This is a genomic window from Nostoc sp. DedQUE12b, assembly GCF_034530835.1.
In the GTDB taxonomy this organism is placed as follows: domain Bacteria; phylum Cyanobacteriota; class Cyanobacteriia; order Cyanobacteriales; family Nostocaceae; genus Nostoc.
In genome coordinates this window covers 80,529-104,194 of sequence record NZ_JAVRCI010000017.1, presented here as the reverse complement: position 1 = coordinate 104,194, position 23,666 = coordinate 80,529, and the positions used below count along the sequence as shown (strand labels likewise).

Below are 23,666 nucleotides of genomic sequence, written 5' to 3'. Positions count from 1 at the left end.
CCAGATTTGCAAGCTTATAGAGAAAAATATCAAGACTTTAAATCTGTAGTTAATGCTTATGAAGCTCACGATCATGTTTATGAGCAACTAGAGCAACAGGGTGGTACGGTATTGATTCGAGGGCGGGGAATTGTGGCTTCGCGGATTGTGCAGCGCATTTATGAAGCCAGAAAGCGAAATCGGAATATTGCAGTTTTGCATTTAATGCGATCGCCTAAACCTCAAGGCAACAAATTTCAAAATACCCAGCGCCTAGTCAAAAATCATTACGAATTTCAACCCTTTAACTGGCCGAAAGCCTGTTGGGGCGGTGAACTCCGGGCAATGTTAGAAAAAGCCACCCCCGATGAACGCAAGCGTCTACTAGCAGACTGGGGTGGAACTACCACCGCCGACCGCCACGACTGGCAGCAAATTACTGCCCAAGGGTTAAGCGAAGGCTGGTATCAAATTACCTTTGGTGAGGTGCTAGATGTGGAACGAGATGCCCAAAACCGGACTATTACCCGTATCCGAGAGCAAAGCTTTGGGGAAATGAAATTGCTAGCTGATTTTATTGTTGATGCTACCGGACTGGATGCCAAGATAGATGCCAATCCCCTCTTAGCGGATTTGGTAAAACATTACAATCTGCCAGTGAATCACTTGGGGCGATTGACTGTAGCGAACAATTTTGAATTAGTAGAAATGCGTAGCGATAGAGGTCAAATGTATGCTGCAGGAGCGGTTACTTTAGGTGGCCCTTATGCCGCAGTTGATAGTTTTTTGGGCTTGCAATACGCCGCATTAGTCGCCGTTGATGGACTGTCCGCTGCTCGTGCGCCTGGAGTTCAAAGGTTGAATACTATAAGTTCTTTTAGCCAGTGGTTGAAGTGGGTGTTAAATCAGTCACCTTAGTATTAAGAGGCAGAGGGCAGAAGGGATAGAGTATTTATCTGGCTGTTTTGAGTAGCATCCTAATTTCGAGGATAAAAGGCGCAACTTCGAGGATAAAAGTCTCTTGCAAAAATATATTTTTGCACTCTTAGGGAAAAGGAAAAAGGTTAAAGGGAAAGGATTTTGAGTTTCTTTACCCTTTTCCCCTTCCCCTTTACCCCGACTTTTGCAAGAAATCGTAGCAGCTTGGGATTTGGGAAAGAAAGAATCACAAGTATTGAGTTTGGCACTAAAAAATTCCGACTGTGCCGCTATTGTTGACGATAGAGCAGCACGGCGTTGTGGTCAAGCTTTAGGTATTACTACCATCAGAACCGGAGGCTTGCTGATATTAGCAAAAAGACGTGGAATAATCCCAAGCATATCTCCTGGAATTCAAGCTTTGCGTGACGCTGGTTTGTGGTTATCCGATACTTTAGTTAATTTACTAAAAACAACAAGCAGGAGAATAGCGATCGCCACCAATTTTAACTTAAAATAGCTTTTGCTTCCTTTTCTCTCTTTCTTTTTTCCCTCTCTGCGACTGCCGTTTGATTCTCATACTAAATAACAAAGTACGTAGACGTAGACCGTCGTAGATATCGCCTACCCATTTTGGGTACAAAACTCGAAACTTGAACTTCAGAAAGAGGCTCAAATGGCGATACTTAAAGGCAAGCCACTAGGTTTAAATATTTTTATACAAATGATATTTTTACCCCAAAGAGAGAATATTTTCCAATGGAGACAAAGCTACAATAAAAATAAACTTCACAACTTATGCAATGGGCTAATTTTCTAGCCAAAGAAGCTGCTAATAATGGCTTATCTCTAGAGCAAACGGCAGCTTTTACAAAATATTTTCAGACAGAAAACTTAAGTAAAACTAAAGCTAAACTTGTCAGCGAATTAAACGTTGATATTGCCGCTTTCACAAAGTGGGTGGGTGAGGTATATGACAAGTTTGCCCAGAATAATCCTGAGTTAGCGACTTTCAACAATCGAGACAAACTAGAAAAGTTACAAGCTTACCTGAGCGCAAAATATAATAATAGCGAATTGGCTGTCCTCAAACCATTGGCAGCGATGAAATTATTCAAATCGCTAGTGGTTCGAGAACGACTGCAACAAGAAGCTTGGGTTGCGAGAAGAATTTGTAAGTTTTTAGGATATTTACCTTTAGCGTTAGAGTTAGTGGGACGATATTTGGATAAGATGCCAGATTTGTCTCTGGAAACACTGCTGAAGCGGCTAGAGAAGAAACGAGTGGAACATGAACCAGTAGTCAATGCTAACTCATTGATGCCTGATGAATACGGTATATTTGAAGCTTTTGAATTGAGTTGGGAACTGTTGGATGAGAATGCCCAAAACTTTGGCTGTTTGCTAAGTTTGTGTGCTTTCGCTGACATTCCCCTATCTGTTGAGACAATAGAAGATGACAAAAAACAAGAACTCAACAAAAAAGCCATAGCCGATTTACTAGAATTACATTTATTACAACAGAAAAATAAAGGAATTTATCTTCTAAATCCACAGATTCGGCAACTTTTCCGAATGAAGTTGGATAAATCAAGTCAGGCGGATGAAGCAAAAACTAAATTTGCAGCCATGATGTTAGAGGTAGCAAAGCTAATTCCGCAACAGCTTAACTCTGAAGACATTCTCAACCTCACTCCACATATCCCGCACATTACAGAAGTTGCAACTCACCTATCCGAATATCTAGGCGATGACAATCTAATCACTCTGTTCACCAAATTAGCCTGGTTTTATCAAAGTCAAGGACTTTATCAGCAAGCAGAACCTTGGTTGCAACGGTGTGTAGAACTAACTAAAAATCGTCTTGGTTCAGAACATATCCATGTCGCCACTAGTCTGAACAATTTAGCAGCACTCTACGAAACCACAGGACGCTACAGGGAAGCTGAACCCTTGCTTGAGCAAGCTTTAGCACTGAGAAAACGCCTGCTAGGAGAAGAACATAACGATGTCGCCACTAGCCTGAGCTATTTAGCATTAATCTACGAATATACAGGACGCTATAGCGAAGCCGAACCTTTATATCAGCAAGCTTTAGAATTGTGGAAACGTTTAGTGGGAGAAGAACATCCCCATGTTGCCACCAGTCTGAATAATTTAGGAGCATTGTACTGTTATACAAAACGCTACAGCGAAGCCGAACCCTTGTTCAAGCAAGCATTAAAACTGAGAAAACGCTTGCTGGGAGATAACCATGCCGATGTTGCCACCAGCCTGAATAATTTAGCACAACTTTACGAATCTACAGGAAGTTACAAACAAGCCGAACCTTTGTATGAGCAAGCTTTAGAACTGAGTAAACGCCTGCTGGGAAATAACCATCCCGATGTCGCCATTAGCCTGAACAATCTAGCAGCACTCTACCGTCATACAAGACGCTACAGGAAAGCCAAACCCTTATTTGAGAAAGCTTTGAAAATTTGCGAACGGACTTTAGGTATAAGTCATCCGACAACTATGACGGTTCGGGCAAATTATGCCAGCTTTTTAAGAGAAGCATATCATTAGCGATCGCTGCGCGTAATTCGTAATACAACTCTTGGAGAGGCTGCACTTCGACTACGCTCAGTGACCACGCCAACGGCTACGTTCAGTACAAGTTCGTAATTCGTTAAAAAAATATACCCCTCTCCACTAGCGAAGAGGGATTAGGATTTACTTACATCCTAGAGACTTGCGAGTTTCTACACCAGTTTTAGAATTTACACCACTTGCTTTAACACAAAGCTTTTTCACTTGTATTCCATCTAAAATTGCATTCGTAAAATCAGTACCGGTGACATCCACGCCATCAAAAGTAGAACGCAGCATCATCGCATCAGTCAACACAGCATCACTTAAATCAGCATCCTTAAACCTTGTTAGATAGGCTATGCCTTCACTAAAATCAGCACCATGCAGATTTACTCCCTCCAATACGCTACCGTTAAACACGCCACCACGTAAGTCAGCATTGGTAAAATTAGCATTCTCTAATTTGAGATTGGTAAACTCAGTACCAATTAAACTTTGGCCAGAGTAATCCTTGCCCTTGAGTTCATCATTACCTACAGAACGGGTAATACTAGAAGAACTTGCAGCTTGTGCCGATAGAGGAAACAAAAAAAGAACCATAGCTAAGACAAAGCTAGCTAACAGTTGCCAATATTTCATAATGTCTTCTTAATAAATCTCAACACTTCTACTATTAACTATTAAACCTTACAGAAGGGGACAAAGAGGATGGGGGAGTGGAGAGCAGGGGAGCAGGGGAGAATTAGTAGTAGTAAGTCTTTTTCCTTTGCCCCTCTGCCCCTCCGCCCCTCTGCTCCTCTGCCTTGTGTATCTCTGCCCAATGCCCTAATTCGATATACAAAACTGTAAAACCAGAAAGCATCTCGTAGGATGATAGATGTTGAGGTGCGATCGCAATAATTACCTGTGGATAATCAAGAAGACAACGCCCAATCTCTGGCGCGAACCCCTTTATATCAACTGGGTGTAGAACTTAAAGCACGCCTTACCAGCTTTGGTGGCTGGGAAATGCCTGTGCAATTTAGTGGAATTAGCCGCGAACACGAGGCTGTAAGAAATACAGCCGGAATGTTCGATATTTCCCACATGGGCAAATTTACCCTCCAAGGTAAAAACCTGATTTCCCAACTCCAGCCACTAGTACCTTCTGACTTGAGTCGTTTGCAAGCTGGTCAAGCACAATACACCGTATTGTTAAATCCCCAAGCGGGAATTATTGACGACATCATTGTTTATTATCAAGGTGAAGACACCAGTGGTATACAAAAGGCATTCATCATAGTCAATGCGGCAACCTCTGGTAAAGATAAAGCATGGCTATTGCAACACCTTGACCTAGATAAGTTGCAATTCCAAGACCTTTCACCAGATAAAGTCTTAATTGCCGTGCAAGGGCCAAAAGCGATTAAATATCTCCAGCCATTAGTAAAAGAAGACTTACAACCAATCAAAGCCTTTGGACATTTAGAAGCAACTCTACTAGGTAAACCTGCCTTCCTAGCCCGCACAGGTTACACCGGGGAAGATGGCTTTGAGGTGATGGTAGACCCGGATGTGGGAGTAGAATTGTGGCGAAGTCTCCATAAAAGTGGTGTTATCCCCTGTGGACTCGGTGCCAGAGACACTCTGCGCCTAGAAGCAGCGATGGCACTTTACGGACAAGATATCGATGAAACCACCACACCTTTAGAAGCAGGTTTAGGGTGGCTAGTTCACTTAGATACCAAAGGCGATTTTATTGGTCGGGAAGTTTTAGCAGAGCAAAAAGCCAAGGGAGTGCAGCGCCGATTGGTAGGTTTGCAAACCCAAGGACGCAACATTGCTCGTCATGGCTATCAAGTGTTATCCACAGGTAAAGTTGTGGGAGAAGTTACTAGTGGCACCCTGTCACCTACACTTGGTTATCCTGTTGCATTAGGCTACGTTCCGACCCAGCTAGCAACTGTTGGTCAGCAGCTAGAAATCGAAATTCGCGGCAAAGTTTATCCAGCAGTTGTAGTTAAACGTCCCTTTTATCGGTCAAAAAATCGTGTTGCCAACTGATAAGCGCTGAGGTTTTTGAGGAATAATGTGTTGTGAGTTATTCAATCTACAGTCAGGTTCATTACCAAATATGGCTTGGATAACTATTGGGGCAATAATTTTTTTAATAAGGGAGAGGAAGTGATATGTCTTTTGAATATCCTCAAGATTTCAGATACCTGGATTCTCATGAATACGTGCGAATAGATGGTGAAATTGCCACTATTGGCATTACTGAGTTTGCCGTACATGAATTGGGTGATATCGTCTTTTTGGAACTACCAGAAATTGGCGATGCTCTTACCAGGGGAGAAAACTTTGGCACAATTGAATCAGTGAAAGCCGTTGAGGAACTGAATTCACCAGTGACAGGCACCGTTATAGAACGGAATGAAGCCCTAATTAGTTCTCCCGAAGAAGTGTCAGAAGACCCTTACGGGGAAGGGTGGTTTTTGAAAGTGCGCGTCAATGACCCTGGCGAAGTTGAAGATGCCTTGACAGCAGATGAGTATCGCGCCCAAGTAGAAGGAGAGTAGGAGAGTAGGAGTGCTGAGTGCTGAGTGCTGAGTGCTGAGTGCTAAGTGCTAAGTGCTGAGTGCTGAGTGCTGATTGGAAGAGTAAGGGAGTAGGTGAGTGGAGAAGGTAATTAATAATTACTCTTATTCACCTATCCAATATCTTCCAAATCGCCAGTCTTTAGCCCCCAGTTTAAGAGTATTTATTGCAAAATATGATAATAGTACCATCTGGAGAGTAATTTGTGGTATTGAACGCCCCTATTCTCAAGTCTAATGAGCAGCAAGTGCTGGACGAAAAAAGTCAAAAGTTAAGTAGTTTTGTGCCAAGACACATTGGCCCTAACTCTGATGACATCCAACTTATGCTTAAGGTTTTGGGGTTTCCCAGCCTGGATGCTCTAATCGACCAAACAGTTCCACAGGCAATTCGGCTGAAGCAACCGCTAAAATTACCAGCAGCAGAAAGTGAGTATGCAGCACTGGCATTGTTAAAAAAAGTTGCTGCCAAAAATCAGGTTTTCCGTTCATACATTGGTATGGGCTATTACGACAGTATTACCCCACCTGTGATTGGGCGTAACATACTAGAAAACCCCGGTTGGTATACTGCCTACACTCCCTATCAGCCAGAAATTGCCCAAGGGCGACTAGAAGCGCTGCTGAATTTTCAAACCCTGATTATCGACCTCACAGGTTTAGAAATTGCCAATGCTTCATTACTTGATGAAGCCACAGCAGCAGCTGAAGCGATGAGCTTAAGCTATGGTGTCTCCAAAAATCAGGCAAATGCCTATTTTGTCTCTCGTGATTGCCATCCCCAAACCATTGATGTGTTGCAAACACGCGCTCAACCATTAGGGATTAAGATTATTGTTGGCGATCATCAAACATTTGATTTTGCTCGAGCAATTTTTGGGGCTGTTCTGCAATACCCTGCAAGTGATGGCACTATTTACGACTACCGCGCTTTTATCGAAAAAGCCCATGCTAAGGGTGCATTGGTGACGGTAGCAGCAGACCCTCTAAGTTTAACTTTGCTGACCCCTCCTGGGGAACTTGGTGCTGATATTGCTGTGGGAAGCACTCAGCGGTTTGGTATTCCGTTGGGGTTCGGTGGGCCTCATGCGGCATACTTTGCTACGAAGGAAGATTATAAACGGCTGGTTCCAGGGCGAATTGTGGGTGTATCAAAAGATGCCCAGGGTAAGCCTGCATTACGTCTCGCCTTGCAAACCCGCGAGCAGCATATCCGCCGCGAAAAAGCTACTAGTAATATCTGTACTGCACAGGTGCTGTTGGCGGTAATGGCGAGTATGTACGCTGTCTATCATGGCCCTGCTGGACTGAAGCAAATTGCCGAAAATATCCACTCTTTGACGGTGTTATTGGCAGAAGGACTGAAACGTTTGGGTTACAGCATCAGTTCCAAAGATTTCTTTGATACGCTGCGAGTACAACTGGGAAGACGCAATTTAAAAGATATTCTGGCAGCTAGCGAACAAATTCAAATTAATCTACGGGTTTTTGATGCAACTACTGTTGGTATTTCGCTGAATGAAACTACTACACCAAAAGATTTAATCGACCTCTGGCAGATTTTCGCTGGTACAGATGATTTACCCTTCACTTTAGAAGAATTAACTTCTTCCTCATCCTCACATCTTCCTCTCTCCCGTACAAGTACATATCTCACTCACCCAGTTTTTAACCGCTATCACTCAGAAACTGAGTTGTTGCGCTATCTGCACAAACTTGAAAGCAAGGACTTGTCGCTAACAACATCGATGATTCCTTTGGGTTCTTGCACAATGAAGTTGAATGCAACTGCTGAGATGATTCCGGTAAGCTGGGAGGAGTTTGGCAAGATTCATCCATTTGCCCCGGCGTCGCAAACGCAAGGTTATCAAATCCTATTCCAGCAACTTGAGGCATGGTTAGCTGAAATTACCGGTTTTGCGGGAATTTCTCTACAACCAAATGCTGGTTCTCAGGGCGAATACGCGGGACTTTTAGTAATTCGTCAGTATCACGAAAATCGGGGCGAAGCACACCGCAACGTTTGTTTAATTCCCACTTCGGCACACGGGACAAACCCAGCGAGTGCGGTGATGTGCGGGATGAAGGTGGTGGCTGTTGCCTGTGATTCACAAGGTAATATTGACGTTGATGACCTGAAGGCTAAGGCAGAAAAACACAGCAATGAACTCGCCGCCTTAATGGTGACATATCCCTCAACTCACGGTGTTTTTGAGGAGCCAATTCAGGAAATCTGCGCTGTTGTCCATAGTCATGGTGGACAAGTTTACATGGATGGTGCAAATATGAACGCCCAAGTGGGAATTTGCCGTCCTGGAGATATTGGCGCCGATGTCTGTCACTTGAATCTGCACAAAACCTTCTGTATTCCTCATGGTGGCGGTGGCCCTGGTATGGGGCCCATTGGCGTTGCTTCTCATCTTGTGCCTTTTCTCCCCGGACATCCTGTTGTTACTATCAACGACTCAACTCAGCACTCAAATATTGGTGCGGTTGCTGCTGCGCCTTGGGGTAGTGCTAGTATCTTGGTGATTTCTTGGATGTACATCGCCATGATGGGTGCAGATGGTTTAACCGAAGCTACTAAGGTGGCGATTCTCAACGCTAACTACATCGCCAAGAAACTGGAATCGTATTATCCCGTTTTATATCAGGGGAAAAATGGTCTAGTTGCCCATGAATGTATTTTAGATTTGCGATCGCTCAAAAAATCAGCTGCGATCGAAATCGATGATGTCGCCAAGCGTCTCATAGATTATGGTTTCCATGCACCGACTGTCTCCTGGCCTGTAGGGGGTACAATCATGGTGGAACCTACAGAAAGTGAATCTAAGCAAGAGTTGGATCGTTTCTGTGATGCGTTGATTTCTATTCGCCAAGAAATTGCCCAAATAGAAGTTGGCAAGGTGGATATTCAAGATAATGTTTTGAAGAACGCACCCCACACTGCCGAAAGTCTCATCACTGGAGAATGGCAGCATCCTTATTCTCGCGAACAAGCTGCTTATCCTGCGCCTTGGACTCGTGAGTATAAATTCTGGCCAGCTGTTGGTCGCATTGATGCAGCCTTTGGCGACAGGAATTTTGTTTGCTCTTGTCTGTCAATGGATGCTTATTAAACTGAAGTGAAGAGTTAGGAGTTATGAGTTAAGAATTAAAACTCCTAACTCCTCTAATTGCAATACAGTAGGGGCATACAGATGTGCATCCCGACGATGGGGTATTTTTATTCGCTGGAAGTCCCTAAGCATTTTTTCCTTATCTTTGCAGAACAAACGTATCTAAATTCTGAGTTTTCACGTCATGTGGAAAAGCCAACGGAAAACCTAACCCCCCCAGCCCTGACAGGTGTAGAAGAGAGGAATGGAAGCGGGGTTTTCCAAATCCCGTGAAAAGTCAGATATAAATTCTGAAAATGAAAACACAGATAGAAACAGTTAAATCATCAGTATTTACTTGTTTCTATCTGTGATTGTCTGGTCTCAATACCTGGGAATTAAACGATTAAGCTTGTTGTATTTCTGGACGACCATCTTCAACCACAAATGAAGCCCGCTTACTAATAGTGCCATTTGGGGTTGTGACTTTTGATAAAACTAGATAATCTGACTTCCAGGTTGTGGGAGTCAAAGCAAAGCGAACATATCCCCGCTGATTATTGAAGAACTTAATGTGTGGGTTATCGGGTAAGTAAGCTTCAACTGCTGGGCTAGTATCCAATCCATCGCCACCGGAGCTAATTGAGGAACAGACGAATTCACTGCCAAGTGTGGCCGATTCTGGCTGATCAAAGTTAGCCTTCAGATTCATTGCCCAGTGGGAATGCACATCACCTGCCAAGGATACTGGATTAGAAGGCTGGCGCTGTCCGAGGAAAGCCATGAGGCGATCGCGCGAAGCCACATAACCATCCCATTTATCCATGCTGTAAGTTCCGCCTTCTCCTGGTTTCATGTCTCTTTGAGCAATTGGAACCTGCTGCGCCAAAACATTCCACTTGGACTGTGAATTATTTAAACCATCAAATAACCAATTCTCCTGTGCTTGACCGATAATCGTTGCATTCGGATCTAAGTTTTCTGGGCAACGTTCTTTAGTGCCATCACCACAGGGCTGATCAGTTCGATATTGGCGGGTATCTAAAACATGGAAGGTGGCTAAGTTACCAAAGGAGAGCCGACGGTAAAGTTGCATATCGGGACCAACGGGACGCGAGAAGGGGCGTAGTGGCATGTGTTCGTAGTAAGCCTGATAAGCAATAGCCCGCCGTTGGAGGAAAATTGCCCGCTCCTGATCTGGTTCAGTATCAACTTGTGAGATGTTGTTGGCGTAGTTGTTTTCTACCTCATGGTCATCCCAGGTAACAATCCAGGGAAACGCTGCATGAGCTGCTTGCAGATTGGTATCGGTTTTATAGAGGGCGTGACGGTTGCGGTAATCTTCCAAAGTCACAATTTCTTCACTGTTGTGCTGTCTGGGGCCATTGTTTGAGATTCCCCCTTCATAGATGTAATCGCCAACATGCACTACTAAATCGAGGTCTTCTTGTGCTAGATATTTGTAGGCGGTATAAAATCCCTGCTGATAGTTTTGGCAAGAGACAAGTCCAAAGTTAAATTTGCTTAAGTAGCTATTTGCTAAAGGTGCTGTACGAGTACGACCAATGGGGCTAGCGTCTTGACCAACAAGAAAGCGATACCAGTACCAAGTATCAGATTGCAGTCCTTCTACGATAACTCGAACTGAATGAGCTAGTTCTGGAGTTGCCAGTACCGTACCTCTAGAGACAATACGTCTCATATCTGGATCGGTTGCTACTTCCCAGCGAATTGGCACATTCACAGGTGGCATTCCACCTCCGTTTAAGGGTTCAGGAGCCAGACGAGTCCAAATCACTACGCTGGTAGGATAGGGTTCACCAGATGCTACACCTAAAGTGAAAGGATAATTGGAAAATCTGCTTTTAGCGTAGACGCCTAGCGGCTTGTCGGCAGACATCGCTCTTTGAGAAGAAAATTGGTTAGCGATCGCTAAACCAGATAATGCTCCTGCCCCAATAATTAAGTTGCGTCGTTTAATTCGACTGTGCAGGAACTGCTCAAAATTCCGGTAATCTACCATTCTCTACTCCTGGCTAACAGGTCAGTTAAAGTACAGAACAGCTAACACAAAGATAGTGGAGTAATTGTAGGAAAATTTCGTAATTATTCCCTTATAGCAATTCTTTATTAAGACCCATACAAATAACCCCACCACCCTTGTTAAGGAGAGGCTGGGAGGGTTCATAATGTGCAGCTTCATAGAGAATTGATATTATCAAAATCAGATATTAACTTCCAATTTTTGCCTCTACTATCAATATGTCAGATGTTGTTTCCCCCCATCCAAGACTACTAATAAGAGATTAATCCTTGGCAAAGAAATTGTTAATATCAACTTAACCAAGATTAGATTTTAATCTTTTTCATTGATGCTACCTTTCTCTTCATGATTGAGCCAAGGCTACAAGCAAAAAGAACACCAACTAAAGGTGTAGGTTCAGGTACTTGTCTATAAGAAACTGTACCTGATATAAGTTCAGCATTGGGAGAAGTTTTAGAGTAAATTGTAAAATCCTCACCAATAATTTCATAACTGATAGAACTTGAAGGATTAGCTTTATCATTAAACTGATAATCTAATCCAAAATAAGTTTGCCCTGTTAAAGATGTGGTTTTAAAAACAAGAGGAAAATCTGGATAATTTGCATCATCTTGTTCAGTGTAAATGGTAGAATCGCCATCAAAGTTGAAAGCAAGTGACTTAATGGAAGCTTCGGGATTATAGTCATTGCTGAAGGTTGAGTCATCAAAGCTAAAAAAGCCATTCCCCTTTGTTAATGGACTATCAACGGTGAAAGCATAATTAAGAATTGCAGCAGATGCAGATTTTACATCTACGGTAGCAAAACCTAAAGTAATAGTAGCAGCAACCAATAAATTTGGAACCAATTTCATCTCAATTTACCTTACCATCAACTTCTGTAAGCAATGCAATTACAAGCTACAAAAATAGCTTTTATCTAACTTACTTATTTTCCCAATTGAAATTCATAACCGTTAGAGCCAGTTATGAAATCAATATTTTTCTCTTTTTCAATAAGAAGCAAACAACTGCCCAAATTGTTTTGAGACACCCCATTTTAAAATTAGGAGTTTAAGCAAACTTTAATCAAAGGTAAAAATAAAATTTAATTTAAGTTTGCTAACTAAAAAATTAGCCGATAACTATAGGGCAAGCACATCTAAATAAATAGTAATGAGCCTGAATGAGAGTGGAATGCAATCAGATATGACTTTCACGAAATTAAATTTTCACTTTTACAAGAATAATTCTCATTTAGGAGGCGAGAAAGTGGGAGAAACCCATCGCTTGACTGTTAAAGAAGGGAGTAACGTGATTTTGTCAGATCGGGGTTAAATTATCAATTACATTACTGAATTCTCAATAAAACAGGTTTTTCCGTTGCGATACCTACGCGTAGTGTACCAGAGGTAATCGCATTCCAAAATAGTCTATTCCTGTTTTTAGTTTTAACACTTAGTCTTAACTGAATTGTATTGCCTCTAATTCTTCCCTTACAGATAAAGGCTGATATCCCAATGAAAATGCTTTAGAACTATCTAAAGAAACATCTGTTGGTCTAGGTGCTGCCATTTTCACATCTTGTTGTCGGCAGGATTTCAGACCAGTACTAGGAAGTTGAAATACTTCCACTAATATCTGTCCAAAATCATAACGCGAAATCCGCTCTTTGCCACCTAAGTGAATGATGCCGTTAACTTTTTCTAATGCTAATAAAAGCCCTTTGGCAGCGGTTGTTCCACTTACTGGTGTGCGAAATTCATCTATAAATAAACTTAGTTCTTTTTCGGCTTGTAAAGTCTGAATAAATGGCTGAATAAAGCTTTTAGCTGTGGGTGTTGCTGCGCCAAACATCAAGGGCATCCGACACACTGCGGTCATAGAATACCTTTCTAGCATATCTGCTTCTGCGATCGCCTTTTGCTCACCGTAAAGATTGACAGGGCACACGGCATCTGTTTCTTGATATGGGGCATTTAAGCCATCAAAAACTAAGTCGGTTGAAGTAAAAGCACAAGGAATGGAGTTATCCGCGCAAAGTCCGGCAATATTGCCGGATGCAATAACATTAATTGCGTGTGATTCTTTGGGGTTGGTTTGACAAAAATTTGGTTGTGAATGTGCAGCAGTATGAATAACTGCTTCTGGTTTGACATCATTAAAGATACGTTTTAATTCCTGAAAATTGGTTAAGTTCGCTTTTAAAATTTTTATGCCAGGAATCTCTAAGGAATGGGATAAATAAGTGCCATAAATCTCCCATTCTTGTTTTGCAAGCTGGCAAAGATGCCATCCTAAAAAGCCACTTGCCCCGGTGATTAATAATTTTTTCATGTTTTATGTAAAGCTAAAGTTATATTTGATAATTCATTTATTTGTAGATATATTAACCTGTGTTTTTATTGCGATCGCAATTACTTTAAAATTCTTTCCGTAATTTGTTGTGTAGGTGATGTATTTTAATAATGCCAGCACTTTACGGGGAATTGAGGGCAGGTTCTATGTCTAAAAATAAAAATATATTTGACGGAGTGAATTTGACTATTGGCTTTATTGGTGCAGTGGCGAGTGTTGCTGGTTTAGCTTTGGCATACCTTGTTGCTACTGGCTGGACTCCAGAAACACCAGGCTTCGGTTCAAAAGACCGCTTTTCTTGTGCTTTACAACCTGATACACAAAACGGCGGTGAAGTGTGGACAGTGATGTATCGTAACGACCGAGGCAAAAAGCCTTGGCTAAGGATGGTTAACAGCTTTGGTGATGACTGGGATACACAAAAACGCTGCGATGTAATTGCTCAACGATTAGAAAACTTTCGCCAAGATGGTTTAATTGGTTTGAGTTATCGTCTTGACCCAAAAACACCCAGCCAATCTGTAATCTGCGTCAATACCAAGCTAGACCGCAACAATTGCAATCTGTTGGTGACTCTCAAAGTTAATGCTGATGGCTACGACTCGCTGCGACGGATGACAGAGGCTTTGAAAAATGGTACTACTGTTGAACAAGGTTCTGCTTCTGCAAGTACTTCTACTGTTACTGCTAAATCTTCTGAGGTTAATTTTGAAAACTATCTGGCAGCTGAGGATATCAAGGCTGGCTCAACTGCTATTAAATAACATTAATTTATTTTTAGGCTTAAATTTACGTCTAATTTGACCGCCCAAGCAGCTTCAGCAAACTCTTGCGATTATCAATCGCTAATTGATAATCAGGTTTGATACTAATCGCTTTGTCGTATGATTTGAGCGCTTCATCATACTGTTTTAAATTCCATAGTGCCGTCCCACGGCCAATCCAAGCGTAATAATAGTCAGGTTTGATAGCGATCACTTTCTCATAGGATACAAGCGCCTCAGAATAACGTTGCAACTTCTCTAGAGAAACACCTCGACTATGCCAAGTTTCATGCTTGTCAGGTTTGATGGCAACCGCTTTATCATAAGATGCGATCGCTTCAGAATACCGTTGCAAGTTCTTTAGGGAAAGACCTCGGTTATTCCAAGCTTCATGGTCGTCAGGTTTGATGGCAATCGCTTTATCATAAGATGCGATCGCCTCAGAATACCGTTGCAAATTATCTAGGGAAATACCTCGGTTATACCAAGCGTCCTGGTAGTCAGATTTGATGGCAACCGCTTTATCATAAGATGCGATCGCCTCAGAATACCGTTGCAAGCTATATAGGGAATTACCTCGGCTATACCAAGCTTCATGGTAGTCAGGTTTGATAGCAACCGCTTTATCATAAGATGCAATCGCCTCGGAATATCTTTGCAACTTATTTAAAGTACTACCTCGATAAAGCAAAGCTTCATAGTAGTCAGATTTGATGGCAACTGCTTGATCATAAGATGCGATCGCTTCTTTATACTTTTGCTTGACAAAGTAATCATTGCCTTCATTCAAAAAATCTTCCGACTTTTGGGTAATCTCAGCTTGCTTCACAACTTCAGTCAAATATGTATTAATCGGGATACCCCATTTGAAAGTGCCATCACCAGGTTGTGAATTAGCAATTGTTGTAGACTGCTGTTGTGGTGGTGGTGTTTCACCTTTAAGTTCGGCTTGTCTAGTAAGTTCTAATTCGGTAAGCCCATGCACTGCAATCACTTCTCCTACTGCATTCATCGCCGGGCCCCCACTCATCCCTCCTGCGGTTGTTGCACTGTAGGAAATTCCATAGCCATCGGTTAGGCTGTCAATTGATGATACTGTACCGACAATAAATTGTCTCTTTAAACTATTACCAGGAAAACCAGTGATGTAGATACTATCTCCCAGACTCACTTTGTCAGAATCACCCAAGGGAAGGGCTTTATAAAGACAGGTTCCACCATCAGGTTTAAATGTCACTACAGCTAAATCTTGCTGGGGAAAGCGTGTGATATCTGTTACTGTCCAGATTTTTTGGTCGTTGGTTTGCAATTTTAATTTGGCGCTGGGTGGTACTACGTGACGCGCCGTAAGTACGGTACAAACTTCTTTGTTTTTTCCCGGCACAAAAAATCCTGTACCTTGTCCTGGTTTATCTGCATAGTTGATTAAAACCACACTTTCTTGCGCTGCTTTGGCAATCTCTCCAGGTGTTTTGCGGCTGTTACAGCTGATAAGAGATAAAGCGACAAAACCAAAGGTAGCATACCAATACCAAGGTATCATACCGTACCTGTATAATTTAATGGTTTAACTCATTTTGACTTGTCTTTTATTTTAAAGTAATTGATCTTACATTTTGCACCGGACGATTAAAATCGCTGCTACAAAGGGTATGAACAGGAATATAGTGGACTTGGACTTTAATTTTACGCCCAGTAATGATTACTAAATACTATTGTAGTAATTCCTGAAACTGCTTTTGACTACGTACTTTACTAAAGTCTGGGTCAGTTTTTGCTAGTTTTTTGTATTTATCGGGAACAAGTTTGATTGCTTTGTCTAGGTTCTCAATTGCTAATTCTAGATTGCTTTGTAAAGCATAAGAGCAAGCTTTATTGTAATATGCTTGGTGCAAATCTTGCTTGATGGCGATCGCTCTATTATAAGACGCGATCGCATCTTGGTAACGGTGCAGCTTTGTCAGAGCAATGCCTCGGTTAATTAAGGCTTCATATTTGTCGGGTTGGATGGCGATCGCTTTGTCGTAAGATGCAATAGCGTCTTTGTAGCGTTGTAACGATGTTAAGGCGATGCCACGATTATACCAGGCTTCATCTTTGTCGGGTTTGATGGCGATCGCTCGATCGTAGGATGCAAGAGCGTCTTGGTAGCGTTGCAACGATGTTAAGGCTATGCCACGGTTAATCCAAGCTTCAGGACTCTCAACTTTGATGGCGATCGCTTTATCATAAGCTTTTATGGCATCTTCATAATTTTGTTTATCTAATAAACTATTGCCTTGATGAAAGTAATCTTCTGCTTTTTGCGTAGCCTTCGCTTCTATGAAAAGTTGGGTTACATTGCTTTCTTGGACAACCTGTGTAGTATTTTCTGCCGATGAGTTTGCCCCACCACTACAGCCAAATGCCAAGAAAGTTATCAAGCCAGATGCAACGAAGCAGTGCCGAAAAACCATGCTGTACCTACAAAAATTATTAGATGATGTTAAAATTTGTTAGTTTTTTGAGTATTATCAAAATACACTACTTTTTACCCATTAATTTACTTATATTTATTTTCATAAAGACTCTTGTTGAGGATGCATAAAACTTTATTAAAATCAAGCGTGTATAATACTATCATAGTAAATACATATAAAGCAATCGCTTAGAATCTACTTTACTCAAAAAACAATTATTTGTGTTGCTATATATATTGCCTAGCTGGGACTTGTTGTAAACATCGTACTTGTGTAGTAATTCACCTTGATAAAAACCTTCTTCAATCCGCCAATGCCGACGGTATAAATCAGCCAGGAGCAAAGGTATGAGGATGGAAGTAATATCAGAATCCCTAATTTTTCCAACTTTTATCTCTATTAATTAGTTTTACTTTTTCTTCAAACAAAATAGAATTCTTGATAAATCGTAGATACAATTTATATTAAAACTATGGCAATTTATAGATTTAATTTTAATTAAAAACATAGTTCTCGGAAATATTTTTCATATAAATTTCTGGCGAATTGCTAATGAAATGAAATAATTTTTGGCATTAAATTTATATATTTTGTATTCATTATTTTCTATTAACGATCTAAAACTATGTCTGTTTTCTCCCCTGATGGTCGGACAAAAGTTAGCAACACCACAACTTTTCCGTTTAGTGCTATAGGAAAGATGAGAATACGTTGGAAAGGCCCAGATGGGGTTATTGATACTGCTGATGATATTATCATTAACGGTTCTGGTGCCATGATTAGTCCTTACCACTTTTTAACAGCAGGACACTGTGTGTATGACACGAGATATGGGGGTTGGGCAGATAGAATTGAGGTGATGCTTGGTTCTAAAGGAAATATCATTGCTGGTACAAACCGAGCTGACTATGAATACTATAGTGAAGCTAAATCTGTTTATACACGTTCTTTTGAAGGATGGACTCAAGGAGATCAAACTAAAAGCGAAACTTTTCAATACGATATAGGATTGGTTACTCTTGACCGCAATATTGGAAACTTCACTGGCTGGTTTAACTATGGATATGACGATAATCTCAGCAGTGGAACTTTAATGAATGTCACTGGATACTCTTCTGATAAGTTTGATTCCAATAGCGATGGTAAGTTTGACAACTATGATATGTGGACTCAGAGTGGAAAAATCACAAGTACAACTGATTCGATCTTGCGTAGTAATGAGCTAGATATCTTACCTGGAAATAGTGGAGGCCCTCTCTGGCTTAATAATTCCAACACAAATGAACCGACTATTTATGGAGTAGCTTCAAATGAGACAACCACCAACCAAACTCCGCTTTACAACGAGTTCGCCCGAATTACAAGCACTCGATATAATGAGATTCAAAACTGGATCGACGAAGATACTGCTACACGCAAACCCACTGACAAAGCTGATTTAGTAGATTCTGATGTGTGGTTTAACACAACTCTTGGAAGTTTTAGTAATAACACTATTAAAAATGGGGAAAATTTCAGCATCACGGTCTATCCTCGCAACAATGGTACAGCCGCAACAGGTGATTTCTCAGTTTCTTTTTACGCTTCTACTGATACCAATGTCACTAATAGTATTGGCTCTCATTACTTAATTGGTAATACAACTATTTCTTCGATTAATCCATTCAATTTGGGAACAGCGACTTGGAACGGTGCGTTTCCTAATATTCCAATTGGAAATTACTACGTTATTTCATTTCTAGATCCAACTAATTCAATCCAAGAGTTTGATGAAAGTCTAAGCAGCAACCAAAAGGTATTTAGGACTTTACTTACTGTTGCCAATAGTACGCCCACTTCCATATTACCTGTGACCATTTCATCAACTCTTAGCTCTCCTTTAACAGCCCGTGAAGAAAATTTCACCACAGGTACAGTTAATATTAATGGGACTGGTAATACTAGTAATAACCAGCTAAATGGTGGAAATAGCAATGACATCCTTATAGGGGGAAGTGGTAACGATACTTTCGTTGGAGGTTTAGGTAACGATACACTAACAGGAGGAACTGGATCTGATGTTTTTACTATTAATACTCTTTCTGAGGGTATTGATAACATTACAGATTTTTCGTCCTTAGATGACACAATTTATGTTTCTCAAATAGGGTTTGGAGCTGGACTTAGTGAGGGTGTACTTCAAGCCACGCAATTTTTTATCGGTTCAGTAGCAGAAGATAGCAGCGATCGCTTTATCTACAACAATAATACAGGAGGTTTCTTCTTTGATGCTGATGGTACAGGCTTATCTGGTCAAATCCAAGTTGCTCAACTAGCAATAGGTCTAGCCATGACTAATGCAGATATTTTCGTGATTGCTTGATAAATCAAGACGCGATAAATCGCGTCTCTACATAAGGGTTTTGGGTTTATCTGAACTGTATTACTCTATTTTATCTGCGCAACGCTTAATTAATGCCAAACACTGACTCGACAGTGGACTTAATCGAATCCCGCGCATCCTTCAAAGTTTGGCTAATCGGGTGTTTTGCCTGCAAAAATGCCCGCGCACAATTGCGTCCCGGCATTCCCGAAATTGAACCACCTGGATGAGTCCCAGCACCAGTCAAAAATAAATTGTCAATTGGCGTTTTGTAGTTCGCTATTTCTGGCAAGGGACGGAAAAATACCATCTGATCTAGGGTCATGTCAACATGGTAATAATTACCTTTGTACGCACCTAATCTTTCTCCTAGTTCGGCTGGACTTTCTACACGACGGGCAATAGTTGCATTTTTGACATTAGGTGCATAATCTGCCAACTTATCAATTACCCTATCTGCAACTTTGTTTTTCAATTCATCTGTCCAACCAGTACCTTTTAAACCAGTGCCTTCTGCACCAGCAATTTGATAAGGAGCAAAATACTCAATCCATACGGTGTGCTTACCTGGTGGTGCTAATGTGGGGTCTAAGAAGCTAGGCATCACTACATACATTGATGGGTTAGCATCAGGAATCTCTCCCAAGGTACATTTACTATGTGCCTCTTCTACATGAGCCACGGAATCTGCAATCAAGATAGATCCGACTAGATATTCATCTTTGTGGTCGTGGTGAGGAAAGTGAAGTGGTTCGTTTAAAGCCAAATCTATTTTGAGGATAGTTTCGTTGTTGTTAACGATGCGGCGTTCTAATCTTTCCCATAAATTTGGGTCGGCTCCATCAATATCGCTCTTATCAGTCATTTGCAAAAATAACCGCTTGGCATCAATATTAGAAATAACCCCGTATTTAGCGCGATATTCTTTTCCCCCAGCAACGCGCACACCTACAGCTTTGCCATCATCAATTAAAACTTTTTCAACATGCTGATCTGTGAGAATAACGCCACCTTTACTTGTGACTAAATTCACTAAAGCTTGCACAAGTGCGCCAGTTCCGCCGCGAGGTCTGGCCATCCCCGGATTATGACGCATTGCCATCATAATTGCACCAATAGCAAGGGTTTTTTGCGATGGCGGCGCACCAAGTTCTGATGATAGTCTGGCTAGTGGTGCTTTCAGAAATTCTTCATCAAACCACTCGTTAAGTAAATCTTCAGCACTGGTCAACATCGTGCGAATAAAGTCCAGCGTTTTGTTTGGAGAACCGATAACAGAAAATAAATCTTTCAGTTTAGTGACGTCGTAGTTACCAAGGATATCTATAACTGATTTTGGCGGTGCATTAAACATAGGAATCATTGCACCTAGCGATCGCTGCCAAAAATCTACAAATTCGGCGTATTTTTTGGCATCACGTTCATTGTAACGAGCGATTTCTGCACAAGTCTTTTCCACTGACTTATGTCCTAAGAAATACTTGCCATCTGGATGAGGACAGAAAACAACCGGATCGCACTCCAAATAATGCAAGCCGTATTTTTCTAGTTCTAATTCTTCAACAACTGGTCCTAAGTGAATAAATTCATGGTCAATAGCACACAAATTGAATTTAAATCCAGGAGCTTCTTGCGGTAAACATTCTTCAGTTGTTGCTGCGCCACCTGGAACAGAACGCTTTTCCAGTAACAGGACGCTATAACCAGCTTTTAGCAAATAAGCTGCACAAACTAGCCCATTGTGCCCAGCACCGATTAGCACAACATCATACTCTTGCATAATTGTTTTTTTGAAATTTAGTAGCTTTCCAAATAATAAAAAACTTTTGCTAAATTGACATCATCCGTCAGTTACAAAAATTATCTTTTTTTATTGTCAATCCTACTAAGGAGATAATATATCTGAGGATGATGGTATTTGCTTCACTTGAGTTTCTACCAGAAGTATTAAACTACCAGTTTCTACTTTTATATCTTTAATATGAAACACCATATCTTCCCATTTAAAATATGGTATACTCATCAATTCTTTGGCTTTCTGCATTAAAGCTGTAACTACTTCTATGGAAATCCCGTCTCCCTCAGTGCAGTTAAAACTCTCCAGCATCGCGGGTTGTGAATGAGTGCGTGGACGTGCGATCGCAGTGTAAGCTAAAGGGCGAGTATTTCCTTTTTCCTTTAACATTACTCTTCCCCTACATTCTATTTTGCCATCACCAGGTAAAAATATTTCAATTTTTTGTGCCTCAAAACTCACAATTCTGCCATCTACATCCAAATCAAAATCTTGCATCTTGCTGCGAACAAAGTCTGATGCCAAAGTGCGGTTCATATCTACTTCTGTAAGTAGAATACGAGCAATGGCATTTACTGGCTCATTGAATTCTATTTGGCCAAAAAGAGCGCTTAATGGATTGATATTAATACTATCTGTTTGCAGTTTTATTTCCTGTATGCGAACGTCTTTTTCGATCGTTAATCCTTGTCCTGCAACCGAAACTCCATCCGCCTGTCCCTGAACTATTTTAAAAAGATCGGTTTGTACATCTATTTCTATTTTTTCTGCATCATCTAGCTTTTCAGATATTCTTCTTTCAGCTTCTTGGGATAAAAATTTTTCCTCTAACCGATGCTCATCAGGCATAAAATAGTAACCTTATAAATGTCGTCTTACTAGTTACTGTAAAGGCTAGATGCTAATGAGCGGATCTATATTGAGGTATATGCAAATAGGAGGATTGAGTAATCAAGTAGAAAGTATTGTTTGTCTTTTAAGTTTTGCTTTTTTGGTAACAATCATTTTTACACCACCGCTAGGGACAATTGTAATACCACGGCGCACTGGATGCACTGGACGTTTATCGCTAAGATTTAGTTCAAAATGCGATAATATTATCGCTGTTACTAATTTTAGTTCATACATGGAAAATGCAGCACCAATGCAACCGCGATAACCTCCTCCGAAGGGTAAAAATTCGTAAGGTGAAAATTTTTGGTTGAGGAATCTTTCTGGACGAAACTTTTCTGGTTCTGGGTAAGTGTCCGTTCGGCGATGTGCTAAATAAATACAAGGAACTAAAACTGTTTCTGATGTAAATTTATGCCCCATAATTTCCACGCTATCTTTTACCATCCGCGGTGTGCAAATTAAAGCAATAGGATGAATTCGCAGTGTTTCTTGACAGACGGCGGTGAGATAAGGTAGTTGTGCAATTGTTTCAGGATTTGTGAGATTGTCCAAGGTGTTTAGTTCTTGCATTAGCCGATATTTAACCTCTGGGTGAGAGTGAATTAAATAAAATATCCAGGCTAATACACCAGATGTAGTTTCGTAACCCAACAGCAGTAATGAAACTAGTTGATCGCGTAATTCCTCATCTGTCATCTGTTGCTCATTTACGTCACGCGCTGACATCAGCAGACTAAGAATATCTGTACGCGCAGTATCATTTTGCCAACGTCTTTCAGAAATTTCTGCATAGATGAGTTTGTCAATTTGCTCTCGTCTTTTTAAGAAAATTCCCCAAGGACTCCATGCACCTAAATCTTGTTGCAGCAAAGGAAAGAAAAACAAGCTGGAATACCAAGGTTTAGTTACGTCTTCTAATAAAGAACTTAATTGTTCTTTTAATTGTTGGTAACGCACACCATGAGTAATCCCAAATACCACTTGTAAGATAATTTCTAAAGTGATATTTGACATTAATTTGTGTATACAAATATCTGTACCTGATGTCCAATTTTGTATAAACTGTTCAGTAATTTGACAAATCGCTTGTCCATAAGATTTTAAATTATCGCCATGAAATGCTGGGAGTAATAGCTGCCGTTGTTGTTGGTGCGATCGCGCTTCTTGAAATACAAGAGAATTTTCTCCAAACAAGGGTTTAAATACATGGGTTGCTTTCTTAAAATCTAATTTTTGTGCAGGTATGGCAAAACAATCACTAATTGTTTGGGGATGGCTAAAAAATACTATTGGTGGTGACTTTAAACCCATTACCTTGACTGTAAAAATATCATCATACTTAGCTGCATTATTTTCTAAAAACTTTGTTGGTTCGGCAATTAATTGCAGAGTTTGTAGCAACGCTGGTGTGCGGAGATTATCAAATAGTTTCATTGTTTATTCGATAGTTTTAGGATTTAAGAAAGCGCAAATAATTCAATTCGCTTAGGTTAAGGCTTAATTCTCCTAATATTACTTAAAAAGATGCAATTAGAGCAAACTTTTTTAATATTTTCAGGGAATAGCCGGGAGTTACCTACCACTTAGTGAACCGTAGTGGTAATTAATCATCATTAATTTTCACAAACCTAATAATAATATTTTTTCTGAATTTTTAAATGCATTTACAGAAAAAACTTACTCAATTATTTTAGTATACACCTATTAAATTTACGTCTTTTGGTGATATCAAAATGCCTTATTTTGGTGTATAATCTCAGTCTTAAAATCCATTCTTTTTACAGTTGTAATATATTAAAATCCCCTATAGTCCTCTTTTAAATAGGACTATAGGGGATTGTTTAAAAGCATTGAAAATCTATCTAA

General features: G+C 40.7%; 17 protein-coding genes and 1 pseudogene. 9 read left to right on the top strand and 9 right to left on the bottom strand.

What is annotated here, in order from left to right:
* The 3 genes and pseudogenes from RMY16_RS11675 to RMY16_RS11665 all read left to right on the top strand — a co-directional run.
* A pseudogene (locus RMY16_RS11675) lies at positions 1 to 897 on the top strand (hypothetical protein); the annotation flags it as partial.
* A 205-nt stretch (positions 898 to 1,102) separates the two neighbouring features.
* Positions 1,103 to 1,417, top strand: a complete 315-nt coding sequence (locus tag RMY16_RS11670) for a DUF3368 domain-containing protein (protein ID WP_322736488.1) — start codon at positions 1,103 to 1,105, stop codon at positions 1,415 to 1,417.
* A 278-nt stretch (positions 1,418 to 1,695) separates the two neighbouring features.
* Positions 1,696 to 3,465 carry a tetratricopeptide repeat protein gene (locus RMY16_RS11665; RefSeq protein WP_322736487.1) on the top strand — a complete coding sequence of 590 codons (1,770 nt, stop codon included), beginning with the start codon at positions 1,696 to 1,698 and terminating at the stop codon, positions 3,463 to 3,465.
* 147 nt (positions 3,466 to 3,612) lie between these two features.
* Here RMY16_RS11665 and RMY16_RS11660 read toward each other — a convergent pair whose 3' ends face one another.
* A complete protein-coding gene (locus RMY16_RS11660; protein WP_322667955.1) occupies positions 3,613 to 4,110 on the bottom strand; it encodes a pentapeptide repeat-containing protein in 498 nt (165 codons plus the stop codon).
* Positions 4,111 to 4,377: 267 nt separating this feature from the next.
* Here RMY16_RS11660 and gcvT point away from each other — a divergent pair, with 267 nt between their 5' ends.
* The 3 genes from gcvT (at position 4,378) to gcvP (ending at position 9,166) form a co-directional block, all read left to right on the top strand.
* Entirely contained in the window at positions 4,378 to 5,514 is a 1,137-nt protein-coding gene (gene gcvT, locus RMY16_RS11655) for a glycine cleavage system aminomethyltransferase GcvT (protein ID WP_322736486.1), read from the top strand.
* Positions 5,515 to 5,639: 125 nt separating this feature from the next.
* The gene (gcvH, locus tag RMY16_RS11650; protein ID WP_289797706.1) at positions 5,640 to 6,029 is read left to right on the top strand and encodes a glycine cleavage system protein GcvH; all 390 of its coding nucleotides are present in this window, start codon (positions 5,640 to 5,642) and stop codon (positions 6,027 to 6,029) included.
* A 224-nt stretch (positions 6,030 to 6,253) separates the two neighbouring features.
* Positions 6,254 to 9,166 (top strand): aminomethyl-transferring glycine dehydrogenase, encoded by a 2,913-nt coding sequence (gene gcvP / locus RMY16_RS11645; protein WP_322736485.1) that lies wholly within the window; start codon positions 6,254 to 6,256, stop codon positions 9,164 to 9,166.
* A 385-nt stretch (positions 9,167 to 9,551) separates the two neighbouring features.
* Here gcvP and RMY16_RS11640 read toward each other — a convergent pair whose 3' ends face one another.
* Together RMY16_RS11640 and RMY16_RS11635 are read right to left on the bottom strand one after the other, a co-directional pair.
* Entirely contained in the window at positions 9,552 to 11,168 is a 1,617-nt protein-coding gene (locus RMY16_RS11640) for an alkaline phosphatase (RefSeq protein ID WP_322736484.1), read from the bottom strand.
* 326 nt (positions 11,169 to 11,494) lie between these two features.
* Positions 11,495 to 12,043, bottom strand: coding sequence for a PEP-CTERM sorting domain-containing protein (locus tag RMY16_RS11635; RefSeq protein ID WP_322667959.1), 549 nt, complete (start codon positions 12,041 to 12,043; stop codon positions 11,495 to 11,497).
* A 301-nt stretch (positions 12,044 to 12,344) separates the two neighbouring features.
* On the opposite strand from RMY16_RS11635, the gene RMY16_RS11630 reads away from it, so the two are divergent.
* A complete protein-coding gene (locus tag RMY16_RS11630) occupies positions 12,345 to 12,506 on the top strand; it encodes a hypothetical protein (RefSeq protein WP_322667960.1) in 162 nt (53 codons plus the stop codon).
* Positions 12,507 to 12,632: 126 nt separating this feature from the next.
* Here the strand turns inward: RMY16_RS11630 and RMY16_RS11625 are convergent, their stop codons facing one another.
* Entirely contained in the window at positions 12,633 to 13,505 is an 873-nt protein-coding gene (locus RMY16_RS11625; protein WP_322667961.1) for an NAD(P)-dependent oxidoreductase, read from the bottom strand.
* Positions 13,506 to 13,672: 167 nt separating this feature from the next.
* Here RMY16_RS11625 and RMY16_RS11620 point away from each other — a divergent pair, with 167 nt between their 5' ends.
* On the top strand, positions 13,673 to 14,290 hold the full coding sequence (locus tag RMY16_RS11620) for a COP23 domain-containing protein (RefSeq protein ID WP_322667962.1): 618 nt from the start codon (positions 13,673 to 13,675) through the stop codon (positions 14,288 to 14,290).
* Positions 14,291 to 14,321: 31 nt separating this feature from the next.
* Here RMY16_RS11620 and RMY16_RS11615 read toward each other — a convergent pair whose 3' ends face one another.
* Positions 14,322 to 15,833, bottom strand: coding sequence for a tetratricopeptide repeat-containing serine protease family protein (locus tag RMY16_RS11615; RefSeq protein ID WP_322667963.1), 1,512 nt, complete (start codon positions 15,831 to 15,833; stop codon positions 14,322 to 14,324).
* Between the two features lie 169 nt (positions 15,834 to 16,002).
* On the bottom strand, positions 16,003 to 16,746 hold the full coding sequence (locus RMY16_RS11610) for a tetratricopeptide repeat protein (RefSeq protein WP_322736483.1): 744 nt from the start codon (positions 16,744 to 16,746) through the stop codon (positions 16,003 to 16,005).
* Between the two features lie 628 nt (positions 16,747 to 17,374).
* Here RMY16_RS11610 and RMY16_RS11605 point away from each other — a divergent pair.
* Positions 17,375 to 19,111: a trypsin-like serine protease gene (locus RMY16_RS11605; protein WP_322736482.1), complete on the top strand. Its 1,737-nt coding sequence runs from the start codon at positions 17,375 to 17,377 to the stop codon at positions 19,109 to 19,111.
* Between the two features lie 85 nt (positions 19,112 to 19,196).
* On the opposite strand, the gene crtO is transcribed toward RMY16_RS11605, so the two are convergent.
* The 3 genes from crtO to RMY16_RS11590 form a co-directional block, all read right to left on the bottom strand.
* Positions 19,197 to 20,891 carry a beta-carotene ketolase CrtO gene (crtO, locus tag RMY16_RS11600; RefSeq protein ID WP_322736481.1) on the bottom strand — a complete coding sequence of 565 codons (1,695 nt, stop codon included), beginning with the start codon at positions 20,889 to 20,891 and terminating at the stop codon, positions 19,197 to 19,199.
* A gap of 105 nt (positions 20,892 to 20,996) precedes the next feature.
* A complete protein-coding gene (locus RMY16_RS11595) occupies positions 20,997 to 21,755 on the bottom strand; it encodes a DUF2993 domain-containing protein (RefSeq protein ID WP_322736480.1) in 759 nt (252 codons plus the stop codon).
* 102 nt (positions 21,756 to 21,857) lie between these two features.
* Complete coding sequence (locus tag RMY16_RS11590; RefSeq protein ID WP_322736479.1) at positions 21,858 to 23,234, bottom strand: cytochrome P450; 1,377 nt, start codon at positions 23,232 to 23,234, stop codon at positions 21,858 to 21,860.
* Between the last annotated feature and the right edge of the window lie 432 nt (positions 23,235 to 23,666).

Bases quoted from the DNA above. Each gene is read 5' to 3' on its own strand.
- RMY16_RS11620 (WP_322667962.1), top strand. From the start codon at position 13,673: ATGTCTAAAAATAAAAATATATTTGACGGAGTGAATTTGACTATTGGC.
- RMY16_RS11665 (WP_322736487.1), top strand. From the start codon at position 1,696: ATGCAATGGGCTAATTTTCTAGCCAAAGAAGCTGCTAATAATGGCTTA.
- RMY16_RS11595 (WP_322736480.1), bottom strand. From the start codon at position 21,755: ATGCCTGATGAGCATCGGTTAGAGGAAAAATTTTTATCCCAAGAAGCT.
- RMY16_RS11610 (WP_322736483.1), bottom strand. From the start codon at position 16,746: ATGGTTTTTCGGCACTGCTTCGTTGCATCTGGCTTGATAACTTTCTTG.
- RMY16_RS11605 (WP_322736482.1), top strand. From the start codon at position 17,375: ATGTCTGTTTTCTCCCCTGATGGTCGGACAAAAGTTAGCAACACCACA.
- RMY16_RS11615 (WP_322667963.1), bottom strand. From the start codon at position 15,833: ATGATACCTTGGTATTGGTATGCTACCTTTGGTTTTGTCGCTTTATCT.
- gcvH (WP_289797706.1), top strand. From the start codon at position 5,640: ATGTCTTTTGAATATCCTCAAGATTTCAGATACCTGGATTCTCATGAA.
- RMY16_RS11660 (WP_322667955.1), bottom strand. From the start codon at position 4,110: ATGAAATATTGGCAACTGTTAGCTAGCTTTGTCTTAGCTATGGTTCTT.
- RMY16_RS11635 (WP_322667959.1), bottom strand. From the start codon at position 12,043: ATGAAATTGGTTCCAAATTTATTGGTTGCTGCTACTATTACTTTAGGT.
- crtO (WP_322736481.1), bottom strand. From the start codon at position 20,891: ATGCAAGAGTATGATGTTGTGCTAATCGGTGCTGGGCACAATGGGCTA.
- RMY16_RS11590 (WP_322736479.1), bottom strand. From the start codon at position 23,234: ATGAAACTATTTGATAATCTCCGCACACCAGCGTTGCTACAAACTCTG.
- RMY16_RS11640 (WP_322736484.1), bottom strand. From the start codon at position 11,168: ATGGTAGATTACCGGAATTTTGAGCAGTTCCTGCACAGTCGAATTAAA.
- RMY16_RS11630 (WP_322667960.1), top strand. From the start codon at position 12,345: ATGAGCCTGAATGAGAGTGGAATGCAATCAGATATGACTTTCACGAAA.
- RMY16_RS11625 (WP_322667961.1), bottom strand. From the start codon at position 13,505: ATGAAAAAATTATTAATCACCGGGGCAAGTGGCTTTTTAGGATGGCAT.